Source organism: Phytobacter ursingii (assembly GCF_001022135.1).
In the GTDB taxonomy this organism is placed as follows: domain Bacteria; phylum Pseudomonadota; class Gammaproteobacteria; order Enterobacterales; family Enterobacteriaceae; genus Phytobacter; species Phytobacter ursingii.
Genome location: NZ_CP011602.1, coordinates 2,088,476 through 2,111,013, shown reverse-complemented (window position 1 = coordinate 2,111,013; position 22,538 = coordinate 2,088,476). Strand labels below are relative to the sequence as shown.

General features: G+C 56.4%; 14 protein-coding genes. 10 read left to right on the top strand and 4 right to left on the bottom strand.

The features are described from left to right. Genes ntrB through AB182_RS13395 form a run of 4 tightly spaced genes read left to right on the top strand, consistent with a single transcriptional unit; the run spans window position 1 to window position 8,329 of the window. Entirely contained in the window at window positions 1-882 is an 882-nt protein-coding gene (gene ntrB / locus AB182_RS13410; protein ID WP_047370538.1) for a nitrate ABC transporter permease, read from the top strand. A gap of 1 nt (window position 883) precedes the next feature. Then, complete coding sequence (locus AB182_RS13405) at window positions 884-1,678, top strand: ABC transporter ATP-binding protein (RefSeq protein ID WP_047370537.1); 795 nt, start codon at window positions 884-886, stop codon at window positions 1,676-1,678. Between the two features lie 10 nt (window positions 1,679-1,688). Next, complete coding sequence (nirB, locus tag AB182_RS13400) at window positions 1,689-5,756, top strand: nitrite reductase large subunit NirB (protein ID WP_082137125.1); 4,068 nt, start codon at window positions 1,689-1,691, stop codon at window positions 5,754-5,756. Next, the gene (locus tag AB182_RS13395) at window positions 5,750-8,329 is read left to right on the top strand and encodes a nitrate reductase (protein WP_120785451.1); all 2,580 of its coding nucleotides are present in this window, start codon (window positions 5,750-5,752) and stop codon (window positions 8,327-8,329) included. The genes nirB and AB182_RS13395 overlap by 7 nt, the downstream gene beginning before the upstream one ends. Here the strand turns inward: AB182_RS13395 and AB182_RS13390 are convergent. Continuing rightward, window positions 8,306-8,857: a YbhB/YbcL family Raf kinase inhibitor-like protein gene (locus AB182_RS13390; protein ID WP_047370535.1), complete on the bottom strand. Its 552-nt coding sequence runs from the start codon at window positions 8,855-8,857 to the stop codon at window positions 8,306-8,308. The two genes, AB182_RS13395 and AB182_RS13390, sit on opposite strands and share 24 nt — an antisense overlap. 164 nt (window positions 8,858-9,021) lie before the next feature. On the opposite strand from AB182_RS13390, the gene AB182_RS13385 reads away from it, so the two are divergent. After that, on the top strand, window positions 9,022-10,443 hold the full coding sequence (locus AB182_RS13385) for a YchO/YchP family invasin (protein WP_047370534.1): 1,422 nt from the start codon (window positions 9,022-9,024) through the stop codon (window positions 10,441-10,443). Here the strand turns inward: AB182_RS13385 and narL are convergent. Both narL and narX read right to left on the bottom strand, forming a co-directional pair. Beyond that, window positions 10,440-11,090: a two-component system response regulator NarL gene (gene narL / locus AB182_RS13380; RefSeq protein WP_039079179.1), complete on the bottom strand. Its 651-nt coding sequence runs from the start codon at window positions 11,088-11,090 to the stop codon at window positions 10,440-10,442. The genes AB182_RS13385 and narL overlap by 4 nt on opposite strands. Continuing rightward, window positions 11,083-12,882, bottom strand: coding sequence for a nitrate/nitrite two-component system sensor histidine kinase NarX (gene narX / locus AB182_RS13375; RefSeq protein WP_047373285.1), 1,800 nt, complete (start codon window positions 12,880-12,882; stop codon window positions 11,083-11,085). The genes narL and narX overlap by 8 nt, the downstream gene beginning before the upstream one ends. Window positions 12,883-13,188: 306 nt before the next feature. Here narX and AB182_RS13370 point away from each other — a divergent pair, with 306 nt between their 5' ends. The 5 genes from AB182_RS13370 to narI all read left to right on the top strand — a co-directional run bounded on the left by AB182_RS13370 (window position 13,189) and on the right by narI (window position 21,637). Further along, window positions 13,189-14,583 (top strand): NarK family nitrate/nitrite MFS transporter, encoded by a 1,395-nt coding sequence (locus AB182_RS13370; protein WP_047370533.1) that lies wholly within the window; start codon window positions 13,189-13,191, stop codon window positions 14,581-14,583. A 391-nt stretch (window positions 14,584-14,974) separates the two neighbouring features. Further along, on the top strand, window positions 14,975-18,718 hold the full coding sequence (locus AB182_RS13365) for a nitrate reductase subunit alpha (RefSeq protein WP_047370532.1): 3,744 nt from the start codon (window positions 14,975-14,977) through the stop codon (window positions 18,716-18,718). Continuing rightward, window positions 18,715-20,253, top strand: coding sequence for a nitrate reductase subunit beta (gene narH / locus AB182_RS13360; RefSeq protein WP_047370531.1), 1,539 nt, complete (start codon window positions 18,715-18,717; stop codon window positions 20,251-20,253). Before AB182_RS13365 ends, narH begins: the two co-directional genes overlap by 4 nt. After that, on the top strand, window positions 20,250-20,960 hold the full coding sequence (gene narJ, locus AB182_RS13355; protein ID WP_047370530.1) for a nitrate reductase molybdenum cofactor assembly chaperone: 711 nt from the start codon (window positions 20,250-20,252) through the stop codon (window positions 20,958-20,960). Before narH ends, narJ begins: the two co-directional genes overlap by 4 nt. Continuing rightward, window positions 20,960-21,637, top strand: a complete 678-nt coding sequence (narI, locus tag AB182_RS13350; protein ID WP_047370529.1) for a respiratory nitrate reductase subunit gamma — start codon at window positions 20,960-20,962, stop codon at window positions 21,635-21,637. The genes narJ and narI overlap by 1 nt, the downstream gene beginning before the upstream one ends. Here narI and AB182_RS13345 read toward each other — a convergent pair. After that, the gene (locus AB182_RS13345) at window positions 21,634-22,530 is read right to left on the bottom strand and encodes a DMT family transporter (RefSeq protein ID WP_047370528.1); all 897 of its coding nucleotides are present in this window, start codon (window positions 22,528-22,530) and stop codon (window positions 21,634-21,636) included. The two genes, narI and AB182_RS13345, sit on opposite strands and share 4 nt — an antisense overlap. Between the last annotated feature and the right edge of the window lie 8 nt (window positions 22,531-22,538).

Below are 22,538 nucleotides of genomic sequence, written 5' to 3'. Positions count from 1 at the left end.
ATGAAACATCAACAGAATACACAGCGCGTTATACCACCGTCTTCGCCAGGTGAAGTGATTACGCTGCCACCGGTGAAAGTCCGCACCCGCAAGCCGGCCCTGTCGCGCAAAACGCGCGCGGTAGCCGAACGTGTGGTTCCCGCGCTGCTGGGGCTTGGGCTGCTGCTTATCGCCTGGGAACTGGCGGCCATCAACAGCAAAGGCTTTCCGACGCCGCTCAGCACGCTGGATTCGGCAATGACATTATTTGCTGACCCGTTCTATCAGGATGGGCCTAATGACATGGGGATCGGCTGGAATGTACTGGCGTCATTGCAACGCGTCGCCATCGGGTTTGGTCTGGCCGCGCTGGTGGGGATCCCGCTCGGTTTTATGATTGGCCGCTTTATCTTTCTGGCGCGGATGTTTAACCCGCTGATTGCGCTGCTGCGCCCGGTTAGCCCGTTGGCCTGGCTGCCGATTGGTCTGCTGCTTTTCCAGAAAGCGGAACCGGCATCAAGCTGGACCATTTTCATCTGTTCTATCTGGCCGATGGTTATTAACACCGCGGAAGGGGTGCGCCGCATTCCGCAAGATTACCTCAACGTGGCCCGCGTTCTGCAATTATCCGAATGGACGGTTATGCGCCGAATTTTGTTCCCGGCGGTATTGCCCGCCGTGCTCACTGGCGTCCGTTTATCGATCGGCATCGCCTGGCTGGTGATTGTCGCGGCCGAAATGCTCACCGGCGGTCTGGGGATCGGTTTCTGGATCTGGAACGAATGGAACAACCTCAATGTGGAAAACATTTTAATCGCCATTGTCATCATTGGTGTCGTTGGTCTGCTGCTTGAGCAGGGGCTGATGCTGATAGCACGTCGTTTTAGCTGGCAGGAGAAATAAGATGAGTCAAAAACCGATTATTCAGGTGCAGGCGGTGAGCCAGCGTTTTTCCACTGCTGGCGGCGAGTTTGTGGCGTTGCAAAATGTCTCTTTCGATATTCATGAAGGGGAAACGGTCAGCCTGATTGGCCATTCAGGCTGTGGGAAATCGACCTTACTTAACCTGATTGCCGGTATCACGCTCCCCACCGAAGGCGGTTTGCTGTGTGATAACCGGGAAATCGCCGGGCCAGGACCCGAACGCGCAGTCGTGTTCCAGAACCACTCTTTATTGCCGTGGCTGACCTGTTTTGACAACGTGGCGCTGGCGGTGGATCAGGTGTTCCGTCGCACCATGCACAAAGCGGAACGTCGCGAGTGGATTGAGCACAATCTGGAGCGCGTACAAATGGGCCACGCGCTGCATAAACGTCCGGGGGAGATCTCCGGTGGGATGAAACAACGTGTCGGTATCGCCCGTGCGCTGGCGATGAAACCCAGAGTACTGCTGATGGATGAGCCGTTTGGCGCCCTTGATGCATTAACCCGCGCGCACCTGCAGGATGCGGTCATGCAGATCCAGCAATCGCTTAACACCACCATCGTACTGATTACCCATGATGTGGATGAGGCGGTGTTGCTCTCTGACCGGGTGCTGATGATGACCAACGGCCCGGCGGCGACCGTCGGAGAAATCCTTGACGTTAATCTGCCGCGTCCGCGTAACCGGGTACAGCTGGCAGAAGACAGCCGTTATCACCATCTGCGCCAGCAGATCCTCCATTTCCTCTATGAAAAACAGCCGAAGGCGGCCTGAGGTGAGTGAAATGACCCTGCGACTGTTAATCATTGGCAACGGCATGGCGGCTACCCGCCTTGTCGAAAAACTCAGCGAATCGACCCCCGACCGCTATGCCATCACGATGATTGGCGACGAGCCGGGACATGCCTATAACCGCATCCAGCTATCACCGGTGCTGGGGGCAGAGAAAACGTTCCGCGACACCATTCTGCACGACGCCCACTGGTACAAGGCGCGCGGCATCAGGGTGCTGACGGGGGAAACCGTGACCCAGGTTGATGTGCAGGCGCGCCGGGTCATCACCACCCAACGCGAGCTGGACTGGGATGAGCTGGTGTTTGCTACCGGGTCGACGCCCTTTATCCCGCACGTACCGGGGCATGATTTACCGCATGTCCATGGCTTTCGTCGTATCAGCGATGTGGAGGCCATTCTGGCAGGCGACGGGCCGGTTGTTGTTCTCGGCGGTGGCGTGCTGGGGGTTGAGGCGGCTGCGGCGCTACGCCGTCATGGTGACAACGTCACGCTGGTTAACCGGGGCGAATGGTTGATGGAACAACAGCTTGACGCCCAGGCCGGAGGACTGCTGGCAGCGAATCTGCGCGGTCGCGGTATTGACTGCGAACTGTCTGCCAGCATCAGCCACATTACCCCCGAGAGCGTCACGCTGACCAACGGACGCGTTTTGTCGGCAGGCCGCGTGGTGATGACCGCCGGGGTTCGCCCGGCGAAAGCCCTTGCCGAGGTCAGTGGTATTCCCTGTGCGCGCGGAATCGTCGTGGACGGGCAGTTACGCAGCGCGATCGCCGGGGTAAGCGCCATCGGTGAATGCTGTGAAATCGCCGGGCAAACCTGGGGGCTGGTGGCCCCTTGTTTACAGCAGGCGGACATTCTGGCAGCACGTCTGCTCGGTACGCCTGAGGCGGATTTTCAGTGGCAGGAGGGTGGGCTGCGACTGAAAGTGACAGGCATCGACCTGTTCAGTGCCGGGGACGTTCAGGGGCGCGAGGGTGACGATATCTGGACCACCTTCGATCCGCTCAGCGGTCATTACCGTCGCCTGGTGATACGGGAAAACAGATTGTGCGGCGCACTGCTGCTGGGTGATTGCACCAGCGCGGCCCCTCTCGCCGAACGATTACATACGCCGGAACCGCCGCAGGCGGACTGGCTTTTCGACAGCTTTACAGCGCAGCCAGCGGCTGCCGGGATCCCAAAGATGACAAAACCTACTCTGGTTGTGGTCGGACACGGTATGGTCGGCCACCATTTTCTAGAACAGTGCGTGAGCCGCAACCTGCATGAGACCTATCACATCGTGGTATTCGGCGCGGAGCAGTATGCCGCCTACGATCGTGTGCATTTATCGGAGTACTTTGCCGGGCGCAGCGCGCAGTCACTCTCAATGGTCGAAGGGGATTTTTTTGACCGGTACGGTATTGAGCTGCGTCTCAATCAGACCATTACCGCTATCGACCGCACAGTGCAGGTGGTGCGGGATGCGCTGGGGCATGAAACGCGTTGGGACAAACTGGTGCTGGCGACCGGTTCATACCCGTTTGTGCCGCCGGTGCCGGGGCATGATGCCAGCGGCTGTTTTGTCTATCGTACCCTGGATGACCTGGACGAGATTGCCGCTCGCGCGAAAAGCGCCACCCGCGGTGTCGTGATTGGCGGCGGGCTGCTGGGTCTCGAAGCGGCGAATGCATTAAAACAGCTGGGGCTGGAAACCCACGTGGTGGAATTTGCCCCGGCGCTGATGGCCGTTCAGCTCGATGAACAGGGCGGCGCCATGCTACGTAAGAAAATCACCGCGCTGGGAGTGCAGGTTCATACCAGCAAGGCGACCCGGGAAATTGTGGCGAATGACAACACACTCACACTCAACTTTGCCGATGGTGAGAGTCTGACGACCGACATGGTGGTCTTTTCCGCCGGTATTCGCCCGCAGGATGCGCTTGCCCGCAGCGGGGCGTTGTGCCTGGGGGAACGCGGCGGGATCAGCATTAATGAACAATGCCAGACCTCGGATGAAAACATCTTCGCCATCGGCGAATGCGCAGTGTGGGAAGGCAAAGTCTATGGTCTGGTGGCGCCAGGATATCAGATGGCGCGTGTGGTGGCCGCTCATCTCAGCGGCGAAGCGACGGCCTTTACCGGCGCGGACATGAGCACAAAACTCAAATTGCTTGGTGTTGACGTGGCATCGTTTGGTGATGCCCATGGACGCACGCCAGGATGCCTGAGTTATCAGTGGACCGATGGCCCGGCGCAAGTCTATAAAAAAATCGTGGTCAGCGAAGACGGCAAACAGCTACTCGGCGGTGTGCTGGTAGGAGAAGCCAGCGACTATGCGACGCTGCTGCAAACCATGCTCAACGGGCTGGCGCTGCCAGCGCAACCGGAAAGCCTGATTCTGCCTGCGCTTGCAGGTAGCGCACCCAAAGCGCTCGGCGTGGCGGCATTGCCGGACAGCGCGCAGATTTGTTCCTGCCATAACGTCAGCAAGGGCGATATTTGCCAGGCGGTCAGTGCGGGGGCCACCGACATGGGGGCCATTAAAAGCTGTACCAAAGCGGCCACCGGCTGTGGCGGTTGCAGCGCGCTGGTCAAACAGGTCATGGAACACCAACTGGCGTCGCAGGGTGTGGAAGTGAAAAAAGATATCTGCGAACACTTCCCGTACTCGCGCCAGGAGATCCATCATCTGGTGCGCGTCAATCATATTCGCACTTTCGCGCAGTTGATCGGCCGTTATGGTCACGGGCAGGGCTGCGAAGTATGTAAGCCGCTGGTCGGGTCGATTCTGGCCTCCTGCTGGAATGAATATCTGCTCAAACCGGCGCACCTGCCGCTACAGGATACCAATGACCGATATTTCGCCAACATCCAGAAAGACGGCACCTATTCCATTGTGCCGCGTATGCCTGCCGGAGAGGTGACGCCGGATGGCCTGATTGCCATCGGGCAGATAGCCAAACGCTATCAGCTTTACAGCAAAGTCACCGGCGGCCAGCGTATCGACCTCTTTGGTGCGCGTCTGGAGCAGCTTCCGGCCATCTGGCAGGAATTGGTGGATGCCGGCTTTGAAACCGGGCATGCCTACGGCAAGTCGCTGCGTACGGTGAAATCCTGTGTCGGTTCGACCTGGTGTCGCTATGGCGTGCATGATTCTACCGGGCTGGCGGTCACCCTGGAGCATCGCTACAAGGGGCTGCGCGCGCCGCATAAGATCAAAATGGCGGTATCCGGTTGCACCCGTGAGTGTGCGGAAGCGCAGGGCAAAGATGTGGGGGTGATTGCCACCGAGAAAGGCTGGAATCTCTATGTGTGCGGCAATGGCGGCATGAAACCGCGCCATGCGGATCTGTTTGCCAGCGACCTGGACGAAGCCACGCTGATACGCACCGTGGACCGCTTTCTGATGTTCTACATCCGCACGGCCGACCGTCTGCAGCGCACCAGTACCTGGCTGGATAACCTGGAAGGTGGCATCGATTATCTGCGTGAGGTCATTTTGAACGACAGCCTGGGGATTGCGGGTGAACTGGAAGACGAGATGGCGCGGGTGGTGGACAGCTATCAGTGCGAGTGGCAGACCACGCTGAACGATCCCGATCGGCTGGCGCTGTTCCGCTCGTTTGTTAACAGCGACGCGCCGGATGAAACCGTTCACCGTGAGGTTGTTCGTGACCAGCCGCAGCTCGCTGTGGCAGCGGAACAGCCAGAGGGGCAGTTGCCGTGGCGGCCATGGCAGATTATCTGCGACATCGCCGCGATTCCTGAACAGGCGGGAATCGGCGCGCGTCTGGGCGAGCGGCAAATTGCGCTGTTCCGCTTTGGCGAAGCCATTTATGCCCTTGATAACCAGGAACCGGGCAGCAACGCTCAGGTCCTGTCGCGCGGGATCCTGGGCGACACTAACGGTGAGCCGCTGGTGATTTCGCCGCTCTACAAGCAGCGTATCCGCCTGCGTGACGGCTGCTATGCGGAAAGTGGTGAACCGGCGGTCCGCGCCTGGCCGGTCAAAGTGGAAGGCGGCAAAGTGTGGGTCGGCAATCAGGTCCTGTTGATGCGCGCGGAGGCATCATGAATACCCGCACGACCTGCCCATACTGTGGTGTGGGCTGTGGCGTGGTGGCGACTATCACTGACGACGGGGTCAGCGTGGCGGGTGACCGCGCGCACCCGGCTAACGCCGGTCGACTGTGCGTGAAAGGGGCGGCGCTGGGGGAAACTACCGGATTAGCGGGACGGCTTCTGGCCCCGCAGGTGGATGAGCAGACGGTAAGCTGGCAGACGGCGCTGGATGCTGCCGGGGAACGCCTGAATGCCATTATCCGGGAATTTGGTCCGCAGGCAGTCGCGTTTTACGCCTCCGGACAACTGCTTACCGAGGACTATTATGCTGCCAACAAGCTGATGAAAGGCTTTATCGGCGCGGCAAATATCGATACCAATTCACGGCTGTGCATGTCCTCTGCCGTCACGGGCTACAAGCGGGCGTTTGGCGCAGATGTCGTGCCGTGCAGCTATGAAGATATTGAAAAAAGTGACCTGCTGGTACTGGTGGGGTCGAATGCCGCCTGGACCCATCCGGTGCTCTACCAGCGAATAGTGCAGGCAAAGCAGGATAACCCGACGCTGAAAGTGGTGGTCATCGACCCGCGCGTTACCGCCACCTGCGCGATTGCCGATCTCCATCTGCCGCTTGCGCCGGGGAGTGACGCCGGGCTGTTTGTCGGCCTGTTAAATATGATCGCGACGGGAAATCATTCCCTTTGTGATTTTGATGAGGGCGAGGCGGCGCTGATTGCCGCACGTGAGTGGACGCCGGAGGCTGTAGCGACATTTTGTGCGCTACCTCGTGACGTTGTCACAACGTTTTATGACTGGTTTATTACCGCGCCGCGGGCGATGACGCTGTTCACGATGGGAATTAACCAGTCAGCAAGTGGCAGCGATAAGTGTAATGCCATCATTAATGTGCATCTGGCCAGCGGTAAATTTGCCCGTCCGGGCTGTGGGCCGTTTTCGCTGACCGGACAACCAAATGCCATGGGCGGGCGTGAAGTCGGCGGCCTGGCAACCCAACTGGCGGCGCATATGAATTTTGAGGCGGCGGATATTGCCAGACTGGCTCGCTTCTGGCAGACGGAGAGGCTGGCACAAACGCCGGGACTGATGGCCGTGGAGCTGTTTGAGGCCATCGGTCGCGGTGAAGTGAAAGCGGTGTGGATAATGGGTACCAATCCCGCAGTCTCACTGCCGGACAGCCATGCCGTATGCACCGCACTGGCGTCCTGTCCGCTGGTGATTGTCTCTGAGGTGGTTGCCGAAACCGATACCAGCCGCTACGCCCATATCCGCTTTCCGGCGCTGGCCTGGGGGGAGAAAAACGGCACGGTGACCAATTCCGAACGACGTATTTCCCGTCAGCGGGCATTTTTACCGCCGCCGGGTGAGGCGAAAGCCGACTGGTGGATTATCGCCCAGGTCGCCCGACGTCTGGGTTTTGGCGATGCGTTTGGCTGGCAGCATGCCCATGAGGTGTTTTCAGAACATGCGGCGCTCTCCGGTTTTGAAAACAACGGTACGCGGGCGTTTGATATCAGTGAACTGGCCGGGTTAACGCGCGAGCAGTGGGACAAGCTGGAACCCTACCAGTGGACGGTGGCCCCGGCGGCGTTACAACGCGGCTGGCGGCCTACCGGGCGTTTACGCACCGTACCGGTATCGCCAGTACGCGCAGTAGCTCAGCCGACGTCGCGCTATCCGCTCTTGCTTAATACCGGGCGGATCCGCGACCAGTGGCATACGATGACCCGCACCGGCACCGTTGCGCGCTTGATGCAGCATATTGCCGAACCCGTTATCGATATTTGCCCGGCTGATGCGGATCGTTTTGCGCTGGGTGAAGGAGATCTTGTGCATCTTAGCTCAACCCGTGGCGTTATGGTGGCGCGGGTGCGTATTCAGCCCGGTCAGCGGCAAGGGGAACTGTTTACGCCGATGCACTGGAACCATTGCTTTGCGCGTCAGGGGAAGGTTAACGCGCTGGTGGCCCCGGTGTGCGACCCGCATTCCGGGCAGCCGGAAAGTAAACAAACGGCGGTGCGCATAACCGCCTGGCAGCCAGGCTGGCAGGGTGAACTCTATGCGCGCGAAATGCCGGATCTCCCCGCGGATCTCTACTGGGTGCGCAAAGCGACGGAAAGCGCTTTGCATTTTACGCTCGCGGGTAATAGCGATGCAGTACCATGGCTGACGGCCTGGTGTCAGACGCAAGGATGGCAGACGCAGAGTGCCAGCGCCGGTACGGTGAGAAATCTGCTGGCATGGCACAAGGGACAATTGATGCTGGGGTGGTGGAGTGACACGCGCCTTCCTGCTATCGCGCATGACATCATTGTGCAGGCGTTTATCACCGCGCCCGCAACGGCGCAAGCGCGACATAACCTTCTGGCAGGTCGGGCAGCGGCCAGCTCACCTTCGCATGGGCGCACGGTCTGTAGCTGTTACAGTATTGGGGAAAATGCGATTCGTGCTGCTATTGCTACTGGGTGCGACAGTACCGCAGCGCTGGGAAACGCCCTGCGCTGCGGCACGAACTGCGGATCCTGTCTGCCGGAATTAAAAGCGCTACTGTCCGAAGCGGCCAATTAGCCCTGCCGCACCCAGGGTGTGGCCTTTGAGTTTGGCAAACAGTTCGTCCCGGGTTAATCCTTTAGGGAGATCCGGTGCGAGGCTGGTGGCAATCAGCGTAAAGGTGTAGTGGTGTGCGCCACTACCTGGTGGCGGGCAAGGGCCATACCACTGCAGGGTACCGGGGGTATTTTTACCGCCGGTATAGCCTTTAGCATCACGCAGATCGTTTTCGGCGAAACCGGTGCCGGACGGAGGAATGTTATAGGCCACCAGGTGGGTAACGCCAAGGCCCATCGCGCCTTCCGGGTCATGCACCACCAGGGCGAAACTTTGCGTTTTCGCAGGTGGATTGTTCCACACCAGCGCCGGGGAAATATTCTCGCCTGTGCAGTTAGGATTACTGCTGGCATTACCCGCGTATTTTTTCTCCATCAGTGCGTTATCACCGAAGGCCGGGGATTGCAGCTGGAAAATGTCGGTGGCGCTGGCCGACACGGCATACAACAAAATGGAACTGCACATGGCCCATCGTAGTGTGTGAGTCATTGGTTTTTTCTCAGTTATCAGCATTCAGTTAACTGTAGTCCGACGAAGCGGGATGGATTAAGGATTTTCCTGAAATTTCCACAAAAGCTGAAATTGACGGCCAAAGCCGCTAACCTGAACGACTGGCGATCATTTCAGGCCCGGAGCGACCCCCTACAAACGTGATGCAATGGTTTTCCTCTTCCCCATTACTGCTCTTATTCTTGCCGCTGGCGGGAAGCGCTGTCAGTGATTTACAGACCTCTGCGCAGTCCTGGTATGTTCAACAGGCTCAACATCCGTTTGATAATGATGGCGATACATTGCCCGATCTCGGTATGACTCCGGACAAAGGCAATAGCGAAAAACACCTTGCTGAAATGGCTAAAGCCTTTGGCGAAGCCAGCATGACTGATAATGGGCTGGATACCGGGGCGCAGGCGCGCCAGTTCGCCTTTGGTCAGTTGCGCGATGTCGTGAGCGATGAGGTAAACCAGCAGGTGGAATCCTGGTTGTCGCCCTGGGGCAGAGCGACGATAGATGTCGTGGTCGATGACGACGGGGGCTTCACGGGTAGCCATGGTGACTGGTTTGTCCCGTTGCAGGATACTTCCCGCTACCTTAGCTGGAGTCAGCTTGGCCTGACACAACAGGACGACGGTTTGGTTGGTAACGTGGGTATCGGGCAGCGCTGGATTTCCGGTGACTGGCTGCTGGGGTATAACACCTTCTATGACAATCTGCTGGATGAAAACCTTGCCCGTACCGGGCTGGGAGCAGAAGTGTGGGGGCAGTCGCTGCGTTTTTCCGCCAATTTTTATCAGCCTCTCTCTGACTGGACATATCGCTCGGCGACGCTTGAGCAGCGTATGGCACGCGGCTATGACATTACCGCTCAGGCGCGTTTACCCTTCTGGCAGCAGCTTGATACCAGCATCAGTGTGGAACAATACTTTGGTGAGAGCGTGGATTTATTCGATTCCGGCACCGGGTATCGTAACCCCCTGGCGGTAAAAGTGGGGCTGGATTACACCCCTGTCCCTCTGGTTACGCTGTCGGCGCACCATAAACAGGGGGAAAACGGTGAAAGCCAGAATGATTTAGGCTTAAAACTGAATTATCGTTTTGGCGTTCCCCTCTGGAAACAACTTTCCGCCAGTCAATTGGGCGAAGAGGCGTCTTTGCGTGGCAGCCGTTATGATAATCCGGTACGTGATACGCTTCCGGTCTTTGAATATCGCCAGCGTAAGACGCTTTCGGTCTTTCTCGCCACACCGCCCTGGGATTTGCAGCCAGGCGAAACGGTGGCTCTCAAGCTGGATATTCGCAGTACGCATGGAATACGTGAATTACACTGGCAGGGGGATACCCGGCAACTTAGCCTCACGCCGCCCGCGCGTTCCAGTAGTACGGAAGGCTGGTCGATTATTATGCCGAAATGGGATAGCAGCGAAGGGGCGACTCACGAGTGGCATCTGTCGGTGATTGCCGAAGATGAAAAGGGTCAGCGCGTCTCGTCCAATGAGATTGTACTGACACTGACGCCACCGCTGGTTGACACGTCCGATGTCGCACCGCGCTGGGACCTGATGGCGCCTGAAAATTAAAAAATGCGCTCCTGATGGACCCAGACCGCAGCTTCCACGCGCGATTTAAGGCGCATTTTTTTCAGCATATGTTTCACGTGCACTTTAACCGTGCTTTCGGTGATATCCAGACGACGGGCGATCATCTTATTGGGCAGACCTTGCGCGATGAGCTTGAGAATGTCGCGCTCGCGCGGCGTTAACTGGCTTATGTCGCGGTCTGAGGTTGCACGGTTAGCGCGCAAGCTGGCAGCGAGCACGGGGGTTAATGCATCGCTCAGCACCATCTCACCCGCCGCAGCCTGCTGGAGGGCTTTGAGTAAATCCTCCGGCTCCATATCTTTGAGCAGATAACCATCGGCGCCGCGTTTAAGGGCAGTGACAACATCTTCTTCGTGATTCGATACGCTGAATACCACCACGCGACCAGACAGCGTTTTCTCACGCAGCTTATCCAGCGTTTCAAGGCCGTTCATCCCTGGCATATTCAGATCTAACAGAATCAGGTCCGGGTCCAGATCCTCTGCCAGCTCGATGCCCTGTTCGCCATTGCTGGCTTCGCCGACAACGGTGATTTCAGGCGACATGCTGATAAGTTGCTTGACGCCGGTACGCAACATCGGGTGATCATCGATGAGCAAAATGGTGGCCGGTTCCTGGTTAGTCATAGTTATCTCCTTGTACAGATGAGAGAAGATTTTCGGGAATAAACGTCACGGTCACATCGGTACCGCCGGACTCACGCCGTCGAACCTGGCAATCGCCACGTAAGCTTTGCGCACGGTCGCGCATGATAATCAAGCCATAATGGTTGGTCCGCGCTGCGTTTTCCGGCACGCCGCAGCCGTTATCACGAACCTGCAATATTACTCGTTTTTCCTGTTGAACGACCGAGACGATAACCTCAGTCGCGCCAGAATGTTTTAGCGAATTGCTTAATGCTTCGCGGGCAATCTGCAATAAATGAATCGCCTGGTGCGAAGGCACGAGACGCGCAGGGAGTTGATAATCCAGCCGGACCTGGAAACCAAAGCGCGCGCTGTATTCCTGACAACTCGATTCCAGTGCCGGACGCAGTCCGGGCTCAGTTAATTGTAAGCGGAATGTCGTCAGCAGCTCGCGCAACTGTGCCCATGAAGTATTAAGTTCGGTACGTATTTGCCCCAGCAATTGCTGGCTGCTCTCGGACAGGCTGCCACCCTGCATCTGCAAACAGCTGACCTGCATCTTCATACACGAGAGCGACTGAGCGATGGAGTCATGCAGCTCCCGGGCGATGGTGGCACGCTCTTCCATCACCATCATCTGCTGTAGATGCTCCTGGTGACGATCCAGCGCCAGAGTCGCGGTTAACTGCTCAACAAGGGTATCGACCAGCTGTTGCTGATCATGGCTAAGATGCCTGCCGTTGGGGAGTTGCGCCAGCAGCAAACCGTATTGCGTATGGTTGTCCGCCAGCCGCCATTTCAGGGTTGAACTGCCGCCAGCGGGAGCAGAAGGCATGCCGCGCGGACATAAATGACACCCTCTATCATCACAGGTGATATCCGAATGGCAGGTGAACTCCTGATGATTTTTCTCATCTTCCTTATCGTAAACACGCAGTTCAAGATCATGCAGCAGCGTCAGTTTTTGCAGGCCGTGAAGTACCGGTGACAACCGTTCGCACAGGGGAATGCGCGAATGCAGACGATGGTTGGCCTGCCACAGGAAAGAGAGAATCTGGTTTTTTTGTTCAAGTCCGGCGGTTTTTTCCTGAACGCGCTGTTCAAGGACGGCGTAACTTTCCGCCAGCTCTTCCGACATGTTATTCAGCGCTGTGCCAAGGGTCGCCATCTCATTGCGTCCGCTGATTTGCGCCCGTCGGGTAAAGTTACGTTGACTGACCGCCTGGGCCATTTTCAGCAGTTGTTCCCAGGGCTGGAGCAGGCGGGCACGAAGCCAGACGACGGTGAAGAGCAGCAGTAAGCCCAACAAGATGGCCATCACCCGATGCAGAATGACGACGCGCGCCATGCGCTGTTCAGTGCTGTGATCGAAGGCGGTAACCAGTGTATCGATCCGATTAACATAAATAGCAATCTTATCGCTGACAGCCTGAGGTTCCTGAGCCTGCTTAAGGGCCGGTGCAACGTCGTTGCGCCAGAAATGCTGTAACGCCTGTAACTGCTGTTGCTGTCCGTCACGTTCGGCGACATCGGCCAATTCAGCACTGAATGCCGTCTGCTCCATCTCTTTGAGTAAAACATCATCTGCCGGGCGCAGCGGCACGCTTGCCAGCAGACGATAACTTTGCATTCGCAGTGAACCCGCTTTATTGATGGCGTGGGCGCTGCCCTGAACACCAAGCACCAGCCAGCCGGAAACCGCCATACCCGCCACGCCGATAACCGTGGACAGCAGCATTGTCAACGCGACCTGGTTAACCAGTGAGAGCGGGGTAAAGAGGCGTTTAAGCATAGAGGGCAAGGCTCCGGCGCGCAGAAACAGAGAATGGCCGACATTGTCCGTCATACCCTGAGGTATACCCATACCTACAAAGAAGTACCCCTTTATCGTTGCCTGTATCCATAAAAGGAGTGGGTCTTTTTCACAATGCGACAGGGTGGTGAAAAACCACACTTTTTTAAGAAAAGGGATCTACTCACTAATGAGCATGGTTGTTTTTTGCTCATCGTTACGCAGACTTTTCCTTTGATTTATATCAACTTACCTTGCGCTGTAAAAACTAATGTGGCCTCGTCAAATCAATAACCAGAGGTGTCTATGAGTCACTCTTCTACCCCCCAAACGGCGTCAGGCCGAGTTATTAGCGACTGGCGTCCGGACGATCCGCTTTTCTGGCAACGCCAGGGCCACGGCGTCGCCAGTCGTAACCTGTGGATTTCGGTCCCGTGTCTGTTGCTGGCGTTCTGTGTATGGATGTTGTTTAGTGCTGTTGCCGTAAACCTGAACAAAGTCGGTTTTCAATTTTCGACTGACCAACTTTTTATGCTGACTGCCTTGCCGTCCGTTTCGGGCGCACTGCTGCGCGTACCGTACTCTTTTATGGTCCCGGTATTCGGTGGCCGCCGCTGGACAGCGTTCAGTACCGGGATATTGATCATTCCTTGTGTCTGGCTGGGCTTTGCGGTTGAAGATACCTCAACCCCCTTCAGTACATTCATTATCATCGCGCTGTTGTGTGGTTTTGCGGGGGCGAACTTTGCTTCCAGCATGGCGAACATCAGCTTCTTCTTTCCAAAAGAGAAACAGGGGAGCGCGTTAGGGATTAACGGCGGCTTCGGCAATCTGGGCGTGAGCGTGATGCAGCTTCTGGCACCGCTGGCGATTTCGTTTTCTATGTTTGCCGTATTTGGCGCAACGGGTGTTGCCCAACCAGATGGCAGCATGATTTTCCTGGCGAATGCCGCATGGGTATGGGTGCCGTTGCTGGCGGTCTTTACCCTGGCCGCCTGGTTTGGCATGAATGAACTGACCGCCTCGAAAGCGTCGCTGAAGGCGCAACTGCCGGTGTTAAAGCGTAAGCACATGTGGATCATGAGCTTTCTCTATCTGGCAACCTTTGGTTCGTTTATCGGTTTTTCAGCCGGTTTCGCTATGTTGTCAAAGACCCAGTTCCCGGACGTGGTCATCATGCATTATGCCTTCTTTGGGCCACTCATCGGCGCGCTCGCCCGTTCTGCTGGTGGGGCGCTGTCGGATCGCCTGGGGGGGACACGTGTGACGCTGGTGAACTTCATCCTGATGGCTATTTTTAGCGCCTTGCTGTTCCTGACGCTGCCAACCAATGGTACAGGTGGCAACTTTATCGCCTTCTTTGGCGTATTCCTGATGCTATTCCTGACGGCCGGGTTGGGCAGTGGTTCCACCTTCCAGATGATCTCAGTCAATTTCCGTAAGATGACGCTCGAACGGGTGAAAACTGCTGGCGGCAGTGAAACCGCAGCATTGCGTGAGGCGGCAACCGAAACGGCTGCTGCGCTGGGCTTTATTTCAGCGATTGGCGCTATTGGCGGCTTCTTTATTCCGAAAGCCTTCGGTACGTCACTGGCACTCACCGGCTCCCCGGCGGGCGCGATGAAAGTGTTCCTGGTGTTTTATATCGCCTGTGTGGTGATCACCTGGGCTATCTACGGACGGAATTCTAATAAAAACTAAGTAAATGTTGATTATCCTTGCGCGGGCCTGGCCCGCGCTTTTTTTTAACTCTATTAGTTACAACATACTTTAGGAGGGGTTTACTTACCATGGCGAAAAACCTCGTCTTTAGGGGGGATATACTCCTTAATACCTGCTTAGCGTAATTTTTCCCGCTCTTCGTTATTTCAGCTTGGTAATTTCTTTATTTATCAGTTAATTAAAGTGGAAAATATTCTACCCTTTTAGAGGTAGAGAGTAATTTCGCGCCCGTTATGAAGCTGTTGCAGCTTGATCGCCATCAATTCTTCCCGCCTTTCAGAGCGTTACTTTCGCCGCACATGCTGTAACCCCTAATTTGCGCAATGTCGATTTATCAGAGAGCCGTCAGGCTCCATACAGGAGAAACCCGATGAGTAAATTCCTGGACCGATTTCGCTACTTCAAACAGAAGGGCGAAACCTTTGCCGATGGGCACGGCCAGCTTCTCGAAACAAACCGGGACTGGGAGGATGGATACCGCCAACGCTGGCAGCACGATAAGATCGTGCGTTCTACTCACGGTGTAAACTGCACCGGGTCTTGCAGCTGGAAAATCTACGTCAAAAATGGTCTCGTCACCTGGGAAACCCAGCAGACAGACTACCCACGCACTCGCCCGGACATGCCTAACCATGAGCCACGCGGCTGCCCACGCGGCGCCAGCTACTCCTGGTACCTTTACAGTGCGAACCGTCTGAAGTATCCGCTGATGCGCAAACGCCTGATGAAAATGTGGCGCGAAGCGAAAGTGCAGCACCCGGACCCGGTAAATGCCTGGGCCTCGATCATTGAAGATGCTGAGAAAGCCAAAAGCTTTAAACAGGCGCGCGGACGTGGCGGTTTTGTTCGCTCCTCCTGGCAGGAAGTGAATGAGCTGATTGCAGCGTCCAACGTTTATACCGTGAAAACCTACGGCCCTGACCGCGTCGCGGGCTTCTCGCCGATCCCGGCGATGTCGATGGTCTCCTATGCGTCCGGCGCGCGCTATCTATCGCTGATCGGCGGTACCTGCCTGAGCTTTTACGACTGGTACTGTGACCTGCCGCCAGCCTCGCCGCAGACCTGGGGTGAGCAGACCGACGTACCGGAGTCTGCTGACTGGTATAACTCCAGTTATATCATCGCCTGGGGTTCTAACGTACCGCAGACCCGCACCCCGGACGCCCACTTTTTTACCGAAGTTCGTTACAAAGGCACCAAGACCGTTGCGGTAACCCCGGACTATGCTGAAATTGCCAAGCTGTGCGACCTGTGGCTGGCGCCGAAGCAGGGCACCGATGCGGCAATGGCGCTGGCGATGGGCCACGTGATGCTGCGCGAGTTCCATCTGGATAACCCGAGCCAGTACTTTACCGATTATGTGCGTCGTTATACCGACATGCCCATGCTGGTGATGCTTGAGCCGCGTGAAGGATATTACGCCGCAGGCCGTATGCTGCGTGCTTCGGATCTGGTGGATGCGCTGGGACAGGAGAATAACCCGCAATGGAAAACCGTGGCGTTCGCTGATAACGGCGAAATGGTGGCGCCGAACGGTTCGATCGGTTTCCGCTGGGGTGAGAAGGGCAAATGGAACCTGGAACAACGTGACGGCACTACTGGCGTTGAGACAGAGCTGCAACTGAGCTTGCTGGGGCATCAGGATGAGATTGCTGACGTTGGCTTCCCCTATTTTGGCGGCGAGAGCACGGCACACTTTAGCAAGGTTGAGCTGGAAAACGTTCTGCTGCATAAACTGCCGGTTAAACGTCTGCAACTGGCCGATGGCAGCAGCGTACTGGTGACGACGGTTTACGACCTGACTCTGGCGAACTATGGCCTGGAGCGCGGCCTGAATGATGAAAACTCCGCCACAAGCTACAACGATATCAAAGCTTATACCCCGGCCTGGGCTGAAAAAATCACCGGCGTACCCCGTGCCAGTATCATTCGCACCGCCCGTGAATTTGCTGATAACGCCAATAAGACACATGGCCGCTCGATGATCATCATCGGCGCCGGGATGAACCACTGGTATCACCTCGATATGAACTATCGCGGGATCATCAACATGCTGATCTTCTGCGGCTGTGTTGGTCAGAGCGGCGGCGGCTGGGCACACTACGTTGGCCAGGAAAAATTGCGCCCGCAAACCGGCTGGCAGCCGCTGGCGTTTGCCCTTGACTGGCAGCGTCCGGCACGTCACATGAACAGTACCTCTTACTTCTATAACCACTCCAGCCAGTGGCGTTATGAGACCGTCACCGCGCAGGAGTTTTTGTCTCCATTGGCGGATAAATCCCGCTACACCGGTAGCCTTATCGATTTCAACGTCCGCGCCGAGCGTATGGGGTGGTTGCCATCGGCACCGCAACTCGGTACAAACCCGTTGCGTATTGCCGAAGAGGCGAAAAAAGCAGGTATGTCGGCGGTGGATTACACCGTGAAATCCCTGAAAGAGGGCTCCATGCATTTTGCGGCGGAGCAGCCGGAAAACGGCAAAAACCATCCGCGTAACCTCTTTATCTGGCGTTCAAATCTGCTGGGCTCCTCCGGTAAAGGCCACGAGTACATGCTGAAATACCTGCTGGGCACGGAAAACGGTATTCAGGGCAAAGATCTCGGCAAGCAGGGCGGCGTGAAGCCGGAAGAGGTGGAATGGAAAGATAACGGGCTTGACGGCAAGCTGGATCTGGTGGTCACCCTGGACTTCCGTTTGTCCAGTACCTGTCTCTATTCCGATATCGTGCTGCCGACGGCGACCTGGTATGAGAAAGACGATATGAATACCTCGGATATGCATCCGTTTATTCATCCGCTGTCTGCGGCCGTTGATCCAGCCTGGGAGTCAAAAAGCGACTGGGAGATTTATAAAGCGATCGCCAAAAAATTCTCCGAAGTCTGCGTGGGCCATCTCGGTAAAGAGACCGATTTGGTGACCTTGCCAATTCTCCATGACTCTGCCGCTGAACTGGCACAGCCGCTGGACGTGAAAGACTGGAAAAAAGGCGAATGCGACCTGATCCCGGGTAAAACTGCACCGCACCTGATTCCGGTAGAACGTGATTATCCGGCGACTTACGAACGCTTTACGTCTATCGGCCCGTTGATGGAGAAAATCGGCAACGGCGGTAAAGGCATTGCCTGGAATACCCAGAGCGAAATGGACCTGCTGCGTAAGCTCAACTACACCAAAGCAGACGGCCCGGCGAAAGGTCAGCCGATGCTTAACACGGCGATTGATGCCGCAGAGATGATCCTGACGCTGGCGCCGGAGACCAACGGTCACGTGGCGGTAAAAGCCTGGGCAGCGCTCAGTGAATTTACCGGTCGCGATCACACGCACCTGGCGACAAACAAAGAAGAGGAAAAAATCCGCTTCCGCGATATCCAGGCGCAACCACGGAAAATTATCTCCAGCCCGACCTGGTCTGGCCTTGAAGATGAGCATGTCTCGTATAACGCGGGTTATACCAACGTTCATGAGCTCATTCCATGGCGCACCCTTTCCGGTCGTCAGCAGCTGTATCAGGACCATCAGTGGATGCGTGATTTCGGTGAAAGCCTGCTGGTCTATCGCCCGCCCATTGACACCCGTTCAGTGAAAGAGGTCATAGGCGAGAAGTCCAACGGTAACCCGGAAAAAGCGCTCAACTTCCTGACGCCGCACCAGAAATGGGGAATTCACTCCACTTACAGCGACAACCTGTTGATGCTGACCTTAGGCCGCGGCGGCCCGATTGTCTGGATGAGCGAAACGGATGCCAAAGAGCTGGGTATTGAAGACAACGACTGGATTGAAGTCTTTAACAGCAACGGGGCGCTGACCGCCCGTGCTGTGGTCAGCCAGCGCGTGCCGGCCGGGATGACCATGATGTACCACGCTCAGGAACGCATCGTGAATATTCCGGGTTCAGAAATCACTGGCCAGCGCGGCGGTATCCATAACTCGGTAACCCGAATTACGCCGAAGCCAACCCACATGATCGGCGGCTATGCACAGCTGTCCTGGGGCTTTAACTACTACGGAACGGTTGGCTCCAACCGCGATGAGTTTGTGGTGGTACGTAAGATGAAGAACATTAACTGGCTGGATGGTGAAGGCAATGACCAGGTACAGGAGAGCGTAAAATGAAAATTCGGTCACAAGTCGGCATGGTGCTGAATCTCGATAAGTGCATCGGCTGTCATACCTGTTCCGTCACCTGTAAAAATGTCTGGACCAGCCGCGAAGGGATGGAGTACGCGTGGTTTAACAACGTAGAAAGTAAGCCAGGCGTCGGTTTCCCGAATAACTGGGAAGATCAGGAAAAATGGAAGGGCGGCTGGATCCGTAAAGTAAATGGCAAGCTGCAGCCGAGGATGGGTAACCGCCCGATGCTGCTGGGGAAAATCTTTGCCAACCCGCATCTGCCGGGCATCGACGATTATTATGAGCCGTTTGATTACGACTACCAGACGCTGCATACCGCACCGGCTGATAGCAAACATCAGCCTATCGCCCGCCCGCGCTCGCTGATTACCGGCCAACGGATGGATAAAATCACCCGTGGGCCAAACTGGGAAGATGACCTGGGCGGTGAGTTCGAGAAGCTGTCGAAAGATAAAAACTTCGAGAACATGCAGAAGGCGATGTACGGCCAGTTTGAAAACACGTTCATGATGTATCTGCCGCGCCTGTGCGAACACTGCCTTAACCCGGCCTGTGTGGCGACCTGTCCGAGCGGTGCGATTTACAAACGTGAAGAAGACGGCATTGTGCTGATCGATCAGGATAAATGCCGTGGCTGGCGTATGTGCATCACCGGCTGCCCGTACAAGAAAATCTACTTCAACTGGAAGAGCGGCAAATCCGAGAAGTGCATTTTCTGTTATCCGCGTATCGAAGCGGGTCAGCCAACGGTTTGCTCCGAAACCTGTGTGGGCCGTATCCGCTATCTCGGCGTGCTGCTGTATGACGCGGATGCCATTGAGCAGGCGGCAAGCACAGAAAACGAGAAAGACCTTTATCAGCGCCAGCTGGATGTGTTCCTTGACCCGAACGATCCGAAAGTAATTGAGCAGGCGATCAAAGATGGCATCCCACTGAGTGTTATTGACGCCGCCCAGCAGTCGCCGGTGTACAAAATGGCGATGGACTGGAAACTGGCGCTGCCGCTGCATCCGGAATACCGCACGCTGCCGATGGTCTGGTACGTGCCGCCGCTGTCACCGATTCAGTCTGCGGCTGACGCAGGTGAACTGGGTAGCAATGGCATTCTGCCGGATGTGGACAGTCTGCGCATCCCGGTTCAGTACCTGGCAAACCTGCTGACCGCAGGCGATACCGCGCCGGTACTGCTGGCCCTGAAACGGATGCTGGCAATGCGTCACTTCAAACGTGCGGAAACCGTGGACGGCAAAATCGATACCCGTGCGCTGGAAGAGGTAGGTCTGACCGAGGCGCAGGCGCAGGAGATGTATCGTTACCTGGCTATCGCCAACTACGAAGATCGTTTTGTGGTCCCGAGTAGCCATCGCGAACTGGCGCGTGAAGCGTTTCCTGAGAAGAGCGGTTGTGGCTTTACTTTTGGTGATGGCTGCCACGGTTCGGACAGTAAATTCAACCTGTTCAACAGCCGCCGCATCGATGCCATTGATGTTTCAGTCAAAACGGAGCCGCACCCATGATTGAGCTGGTCGTTATTTCCCGCCTGCTGGAATACCCGGATGCTGCCCTGTGGCAGCATCAGCAGGAGTTGATGGAGGCGCTGCAATCATCAACGCACTTCACGCCGTCTCAGTCGCAAGGCGTTATCGATTTTCTGCAGCAGTTGACCTCACAGGATCTGCTGGACGCCCAGGCAAACTACAGCGAACTGTTTGATCGGGGGCGCGCCACCTCATTGCTCCTGTTCGAGCATGTTCACGGCGAGTCCCGCGACCGTGGAAAGGCGATGGTCGATCTGCTGGCGCAATATGCCCGGCAGGGCCTTGAACTCGATAGCCGTGAGTTGCCGGACCACCTGCCGCTGTATCTGGAATATCTGGCGCAATTGCCGCCGGCAGAGGCGTTGGGCGGATTGCAGGACATTGCGCCAATCCTGGCGCTGCTGAGCGCACGTCTGCAACAGCGGGAAAGTCACTACGCGATGCTGTTTACGCCGCTGATCGACCTGGCGAATACTGCTATCGATCAACAAAAAGTGGCCGAAAAAATCGCGGATGAAGCGCGTGATGATACCCCGCAGGCGCTGGACGCCGTCTGGGAAGAAGAGCAGGTGAAATTCTTTGCCGAACAGGGGTGCGGCGAATCTGACATCACTGCGCATCAACGTCGCTTTGCGGGCGCTGTCGCACCGCAGTACCTGAATATCACAACCGGAGGACAGCAATAATGCACTTCCTGAATATGTTCTTCTTTGATATGTACCCGTACATTGCCGGGACGGTGTTTCTGGTAGGAAGCTGGCTGCGTTATGACTACGGCCAGTACAGTTGGCGGGCAGGTTCCAGTCAGATGCTGGACCGCAAAGGGATGGTGATTTGGTCGAACCTGTTCCATCTGGGGATCATCGGCATCTTCGCCGGGCACTTCCTGGGGATGCTGACACCGCACTGGATGTACGAATCCTTCCTGCCCATCGAAGTGAAACAAAAAATGGCGATGATTGGCGGCGGCGCCAGCGGCGTGATGTGCCTGGTGGGCGGGATCATGCTGCTGAAACGTCGGTTGTTCAATCCACGTATTCGTGCGACCTCTACGGCCGCCGATATTCTGATCATGGCCTTGCTGATGGTGCAGTGTGCGTTGGGGCTGCTGACGATTCCCTTCTCCGCGCAACATATGGATGGCAGCGAAATGATGAAACTGGTGGGCTGGGCGCAGGCCGTGGTGACGTTCCACGGCGGAGCCTCTGCACATCTTGATGGGGTGGCATTCATCTATCGTATGCATCTGGTACTGGGGATGACACTGTTTGTGTTGTTCCCATTCTCGCGGCTGGTACATATCTGGAGCGCGCCCGTTGAATATCTGACGCGCAAGTATCAGATTGTCCGCGTGCGCCGCTAGCTGCGCATTTTGATTTCAACCCCGCAGTCGCGGGGTTTTTTTTCACCCCAGCCCAGGTTGTTACCTGCGGCGGCAAACAGGATCAATACACCGCCCGCCAGCTGAGTGGCGTTGAGCGTATGGTCAAAGATGAGTTTATCGACCACAATCGCGACGACCGGGTATATAAAGGAGAGCGAACCCGTAATGGGCGTCGGCAGTTTCTGAATCGCGCTATAGAGCAACTGGTACATTACGCCGGTGTGGACAATCCCAAGCGTAAGCAAAATCAACCACGGAAAGTCAGTGGAAAACGTGGGTATGTTGGCCAGTGGTAACAGGAGAATGACCCCGGTTAAGACCTGGATAAAGGCAATGTGCTGCGGAGCGATCCCGGTAAGTTTGCGGGTGATGATCGCGGTCAGCGCATAGCAAAAAGCGGCACTCAGGGCCAGCACGATACCCATAAACCATTGGGCGGGATGTCCGGAGGTAAGCTCACCGGACAGCAGAATCACCACCCCGCCAAAGGCGAGTAAAAGCCAACCCCATTTGACCAGACTGACCCGCTCGCCCAACGCCATCCCCATTAAAACCAGCATGAACGGCTGCGTATTGTAGACCACTGTCGACAGGCCAATCGAAATACGGCTATAGGCGGCGAACAGCAATAACCAGTTGACGACCAGGGCAATACCGCCCGCAATGGCCAATGCCAGCGTCATTTTCGTCAAGGGACTAAAGGGCTGTTTACTTGTCCGAATAAAGATAAACAGGGTGAGTGCGCCGATCAGGCATCGCCAGAAAACCACTTCTGTGACCGGTAATCCTGAGAGCAAAACGAACGCGCCAATCGAACCGGAAATCAACATCGCCAGGCTCATCTGCCAGACGCCTTTTTGTCTGTTACGCATAAACCACC

What these genes read in the sequence shown, in the direction of transcription:
- ntrB (WP_047370538.1), top strand. Translation starts at nt 1, where the DNA reads ATGAAACATCAACAGAATACACAGCGCGTTATACCACCGTCTTCGCCA.
- AB182_RS13405 (WP_047370537.1), top strand. Translation starts at nt 884, where the DNA reads ATGAGTCAAAAACCGATTATTCAGGTGCAGGCGGTGAGCCAGCGTTTT.
- nirB (WP_082137125.1), top strand. Translation starts at nt 1,689, where the DNA reads ATGACCCTGCGACTGTTAATCATTGGCAACGGCATGGCGGCTACCCGC.
- AB182_RS13390 (WP_047370535.1), bottom strand. Translation starts at nt 8,857, where the DNA reads ATGACTCACACACTACGATGGGCCATGTGCAGTTCCATTTTGTTGTAT.
- AB182_RS13385 (WP_047370534.1), top strand. Translation starts at nt 9,022, where the DNA reads ATGCAATGGTTTTCCTCTTCCCCATTACTGCTCTTATTCTTGCCGCTG.
- narL (WP_039079179.1), bottom strand. Translation starts at nt 11,090, where the DNA reads ATGACTAACCAGGAACCGGCCACCATTTTGCTCATCGATGATCACCCG.
- narX (WP_047373285.1), bottom strand. Translation starts at nt 12,882, where the DNA reads ATGCTTAAACGCCTCTTTACCCCGCTCTCACTGGTTAACCAGGTCGCG.
- AB182_RS13370 (WP_047370533.1), top strand. Translation starts at nt 13,189, where the DNA reads ATGAGTCACTCTTCTACCCCCCAAACGGCGTCAGGCCGAGTTATTAGC.
- AB182_RS13365 (WP_047370532.1), top strand. Translation starts at nt 14,975, where the DNA reads ATGAGTAAATTCCTGGACCGATTTCGCTACTTCAAACAGAAGGGCGAA.
- narH (WP_047370531.1), top strand. Translation starts at nt 18,715, where the DNA reads ATGAAAATTCGGTCACAAGTCGGCATGGTGCTGAATCTCGATAAGTGC.
- narJ (WP_047370530.1), top strand. Translation starts at nt 20,250, where the DNA reads ATGATTGAGCTGGTCGTTATTTCCCGCCTGCTGGAATACCCGGATGCT.
- narI (WP_047370529.1), top strand. Translation starts at nt 20,960, where the DNA reads ATGCACTTCCTGAATATGTTCTTCTTTGATATGTACCCGTACATTGCC.
- AB182_RS13345 (WP_047370528.1), bottom strand. Translation starts at nt 22,530, where the DNA reads ATGCGTAACAGACAAAAAGGCGTCTGGCAGATGAGCCTGGCGATGTTG.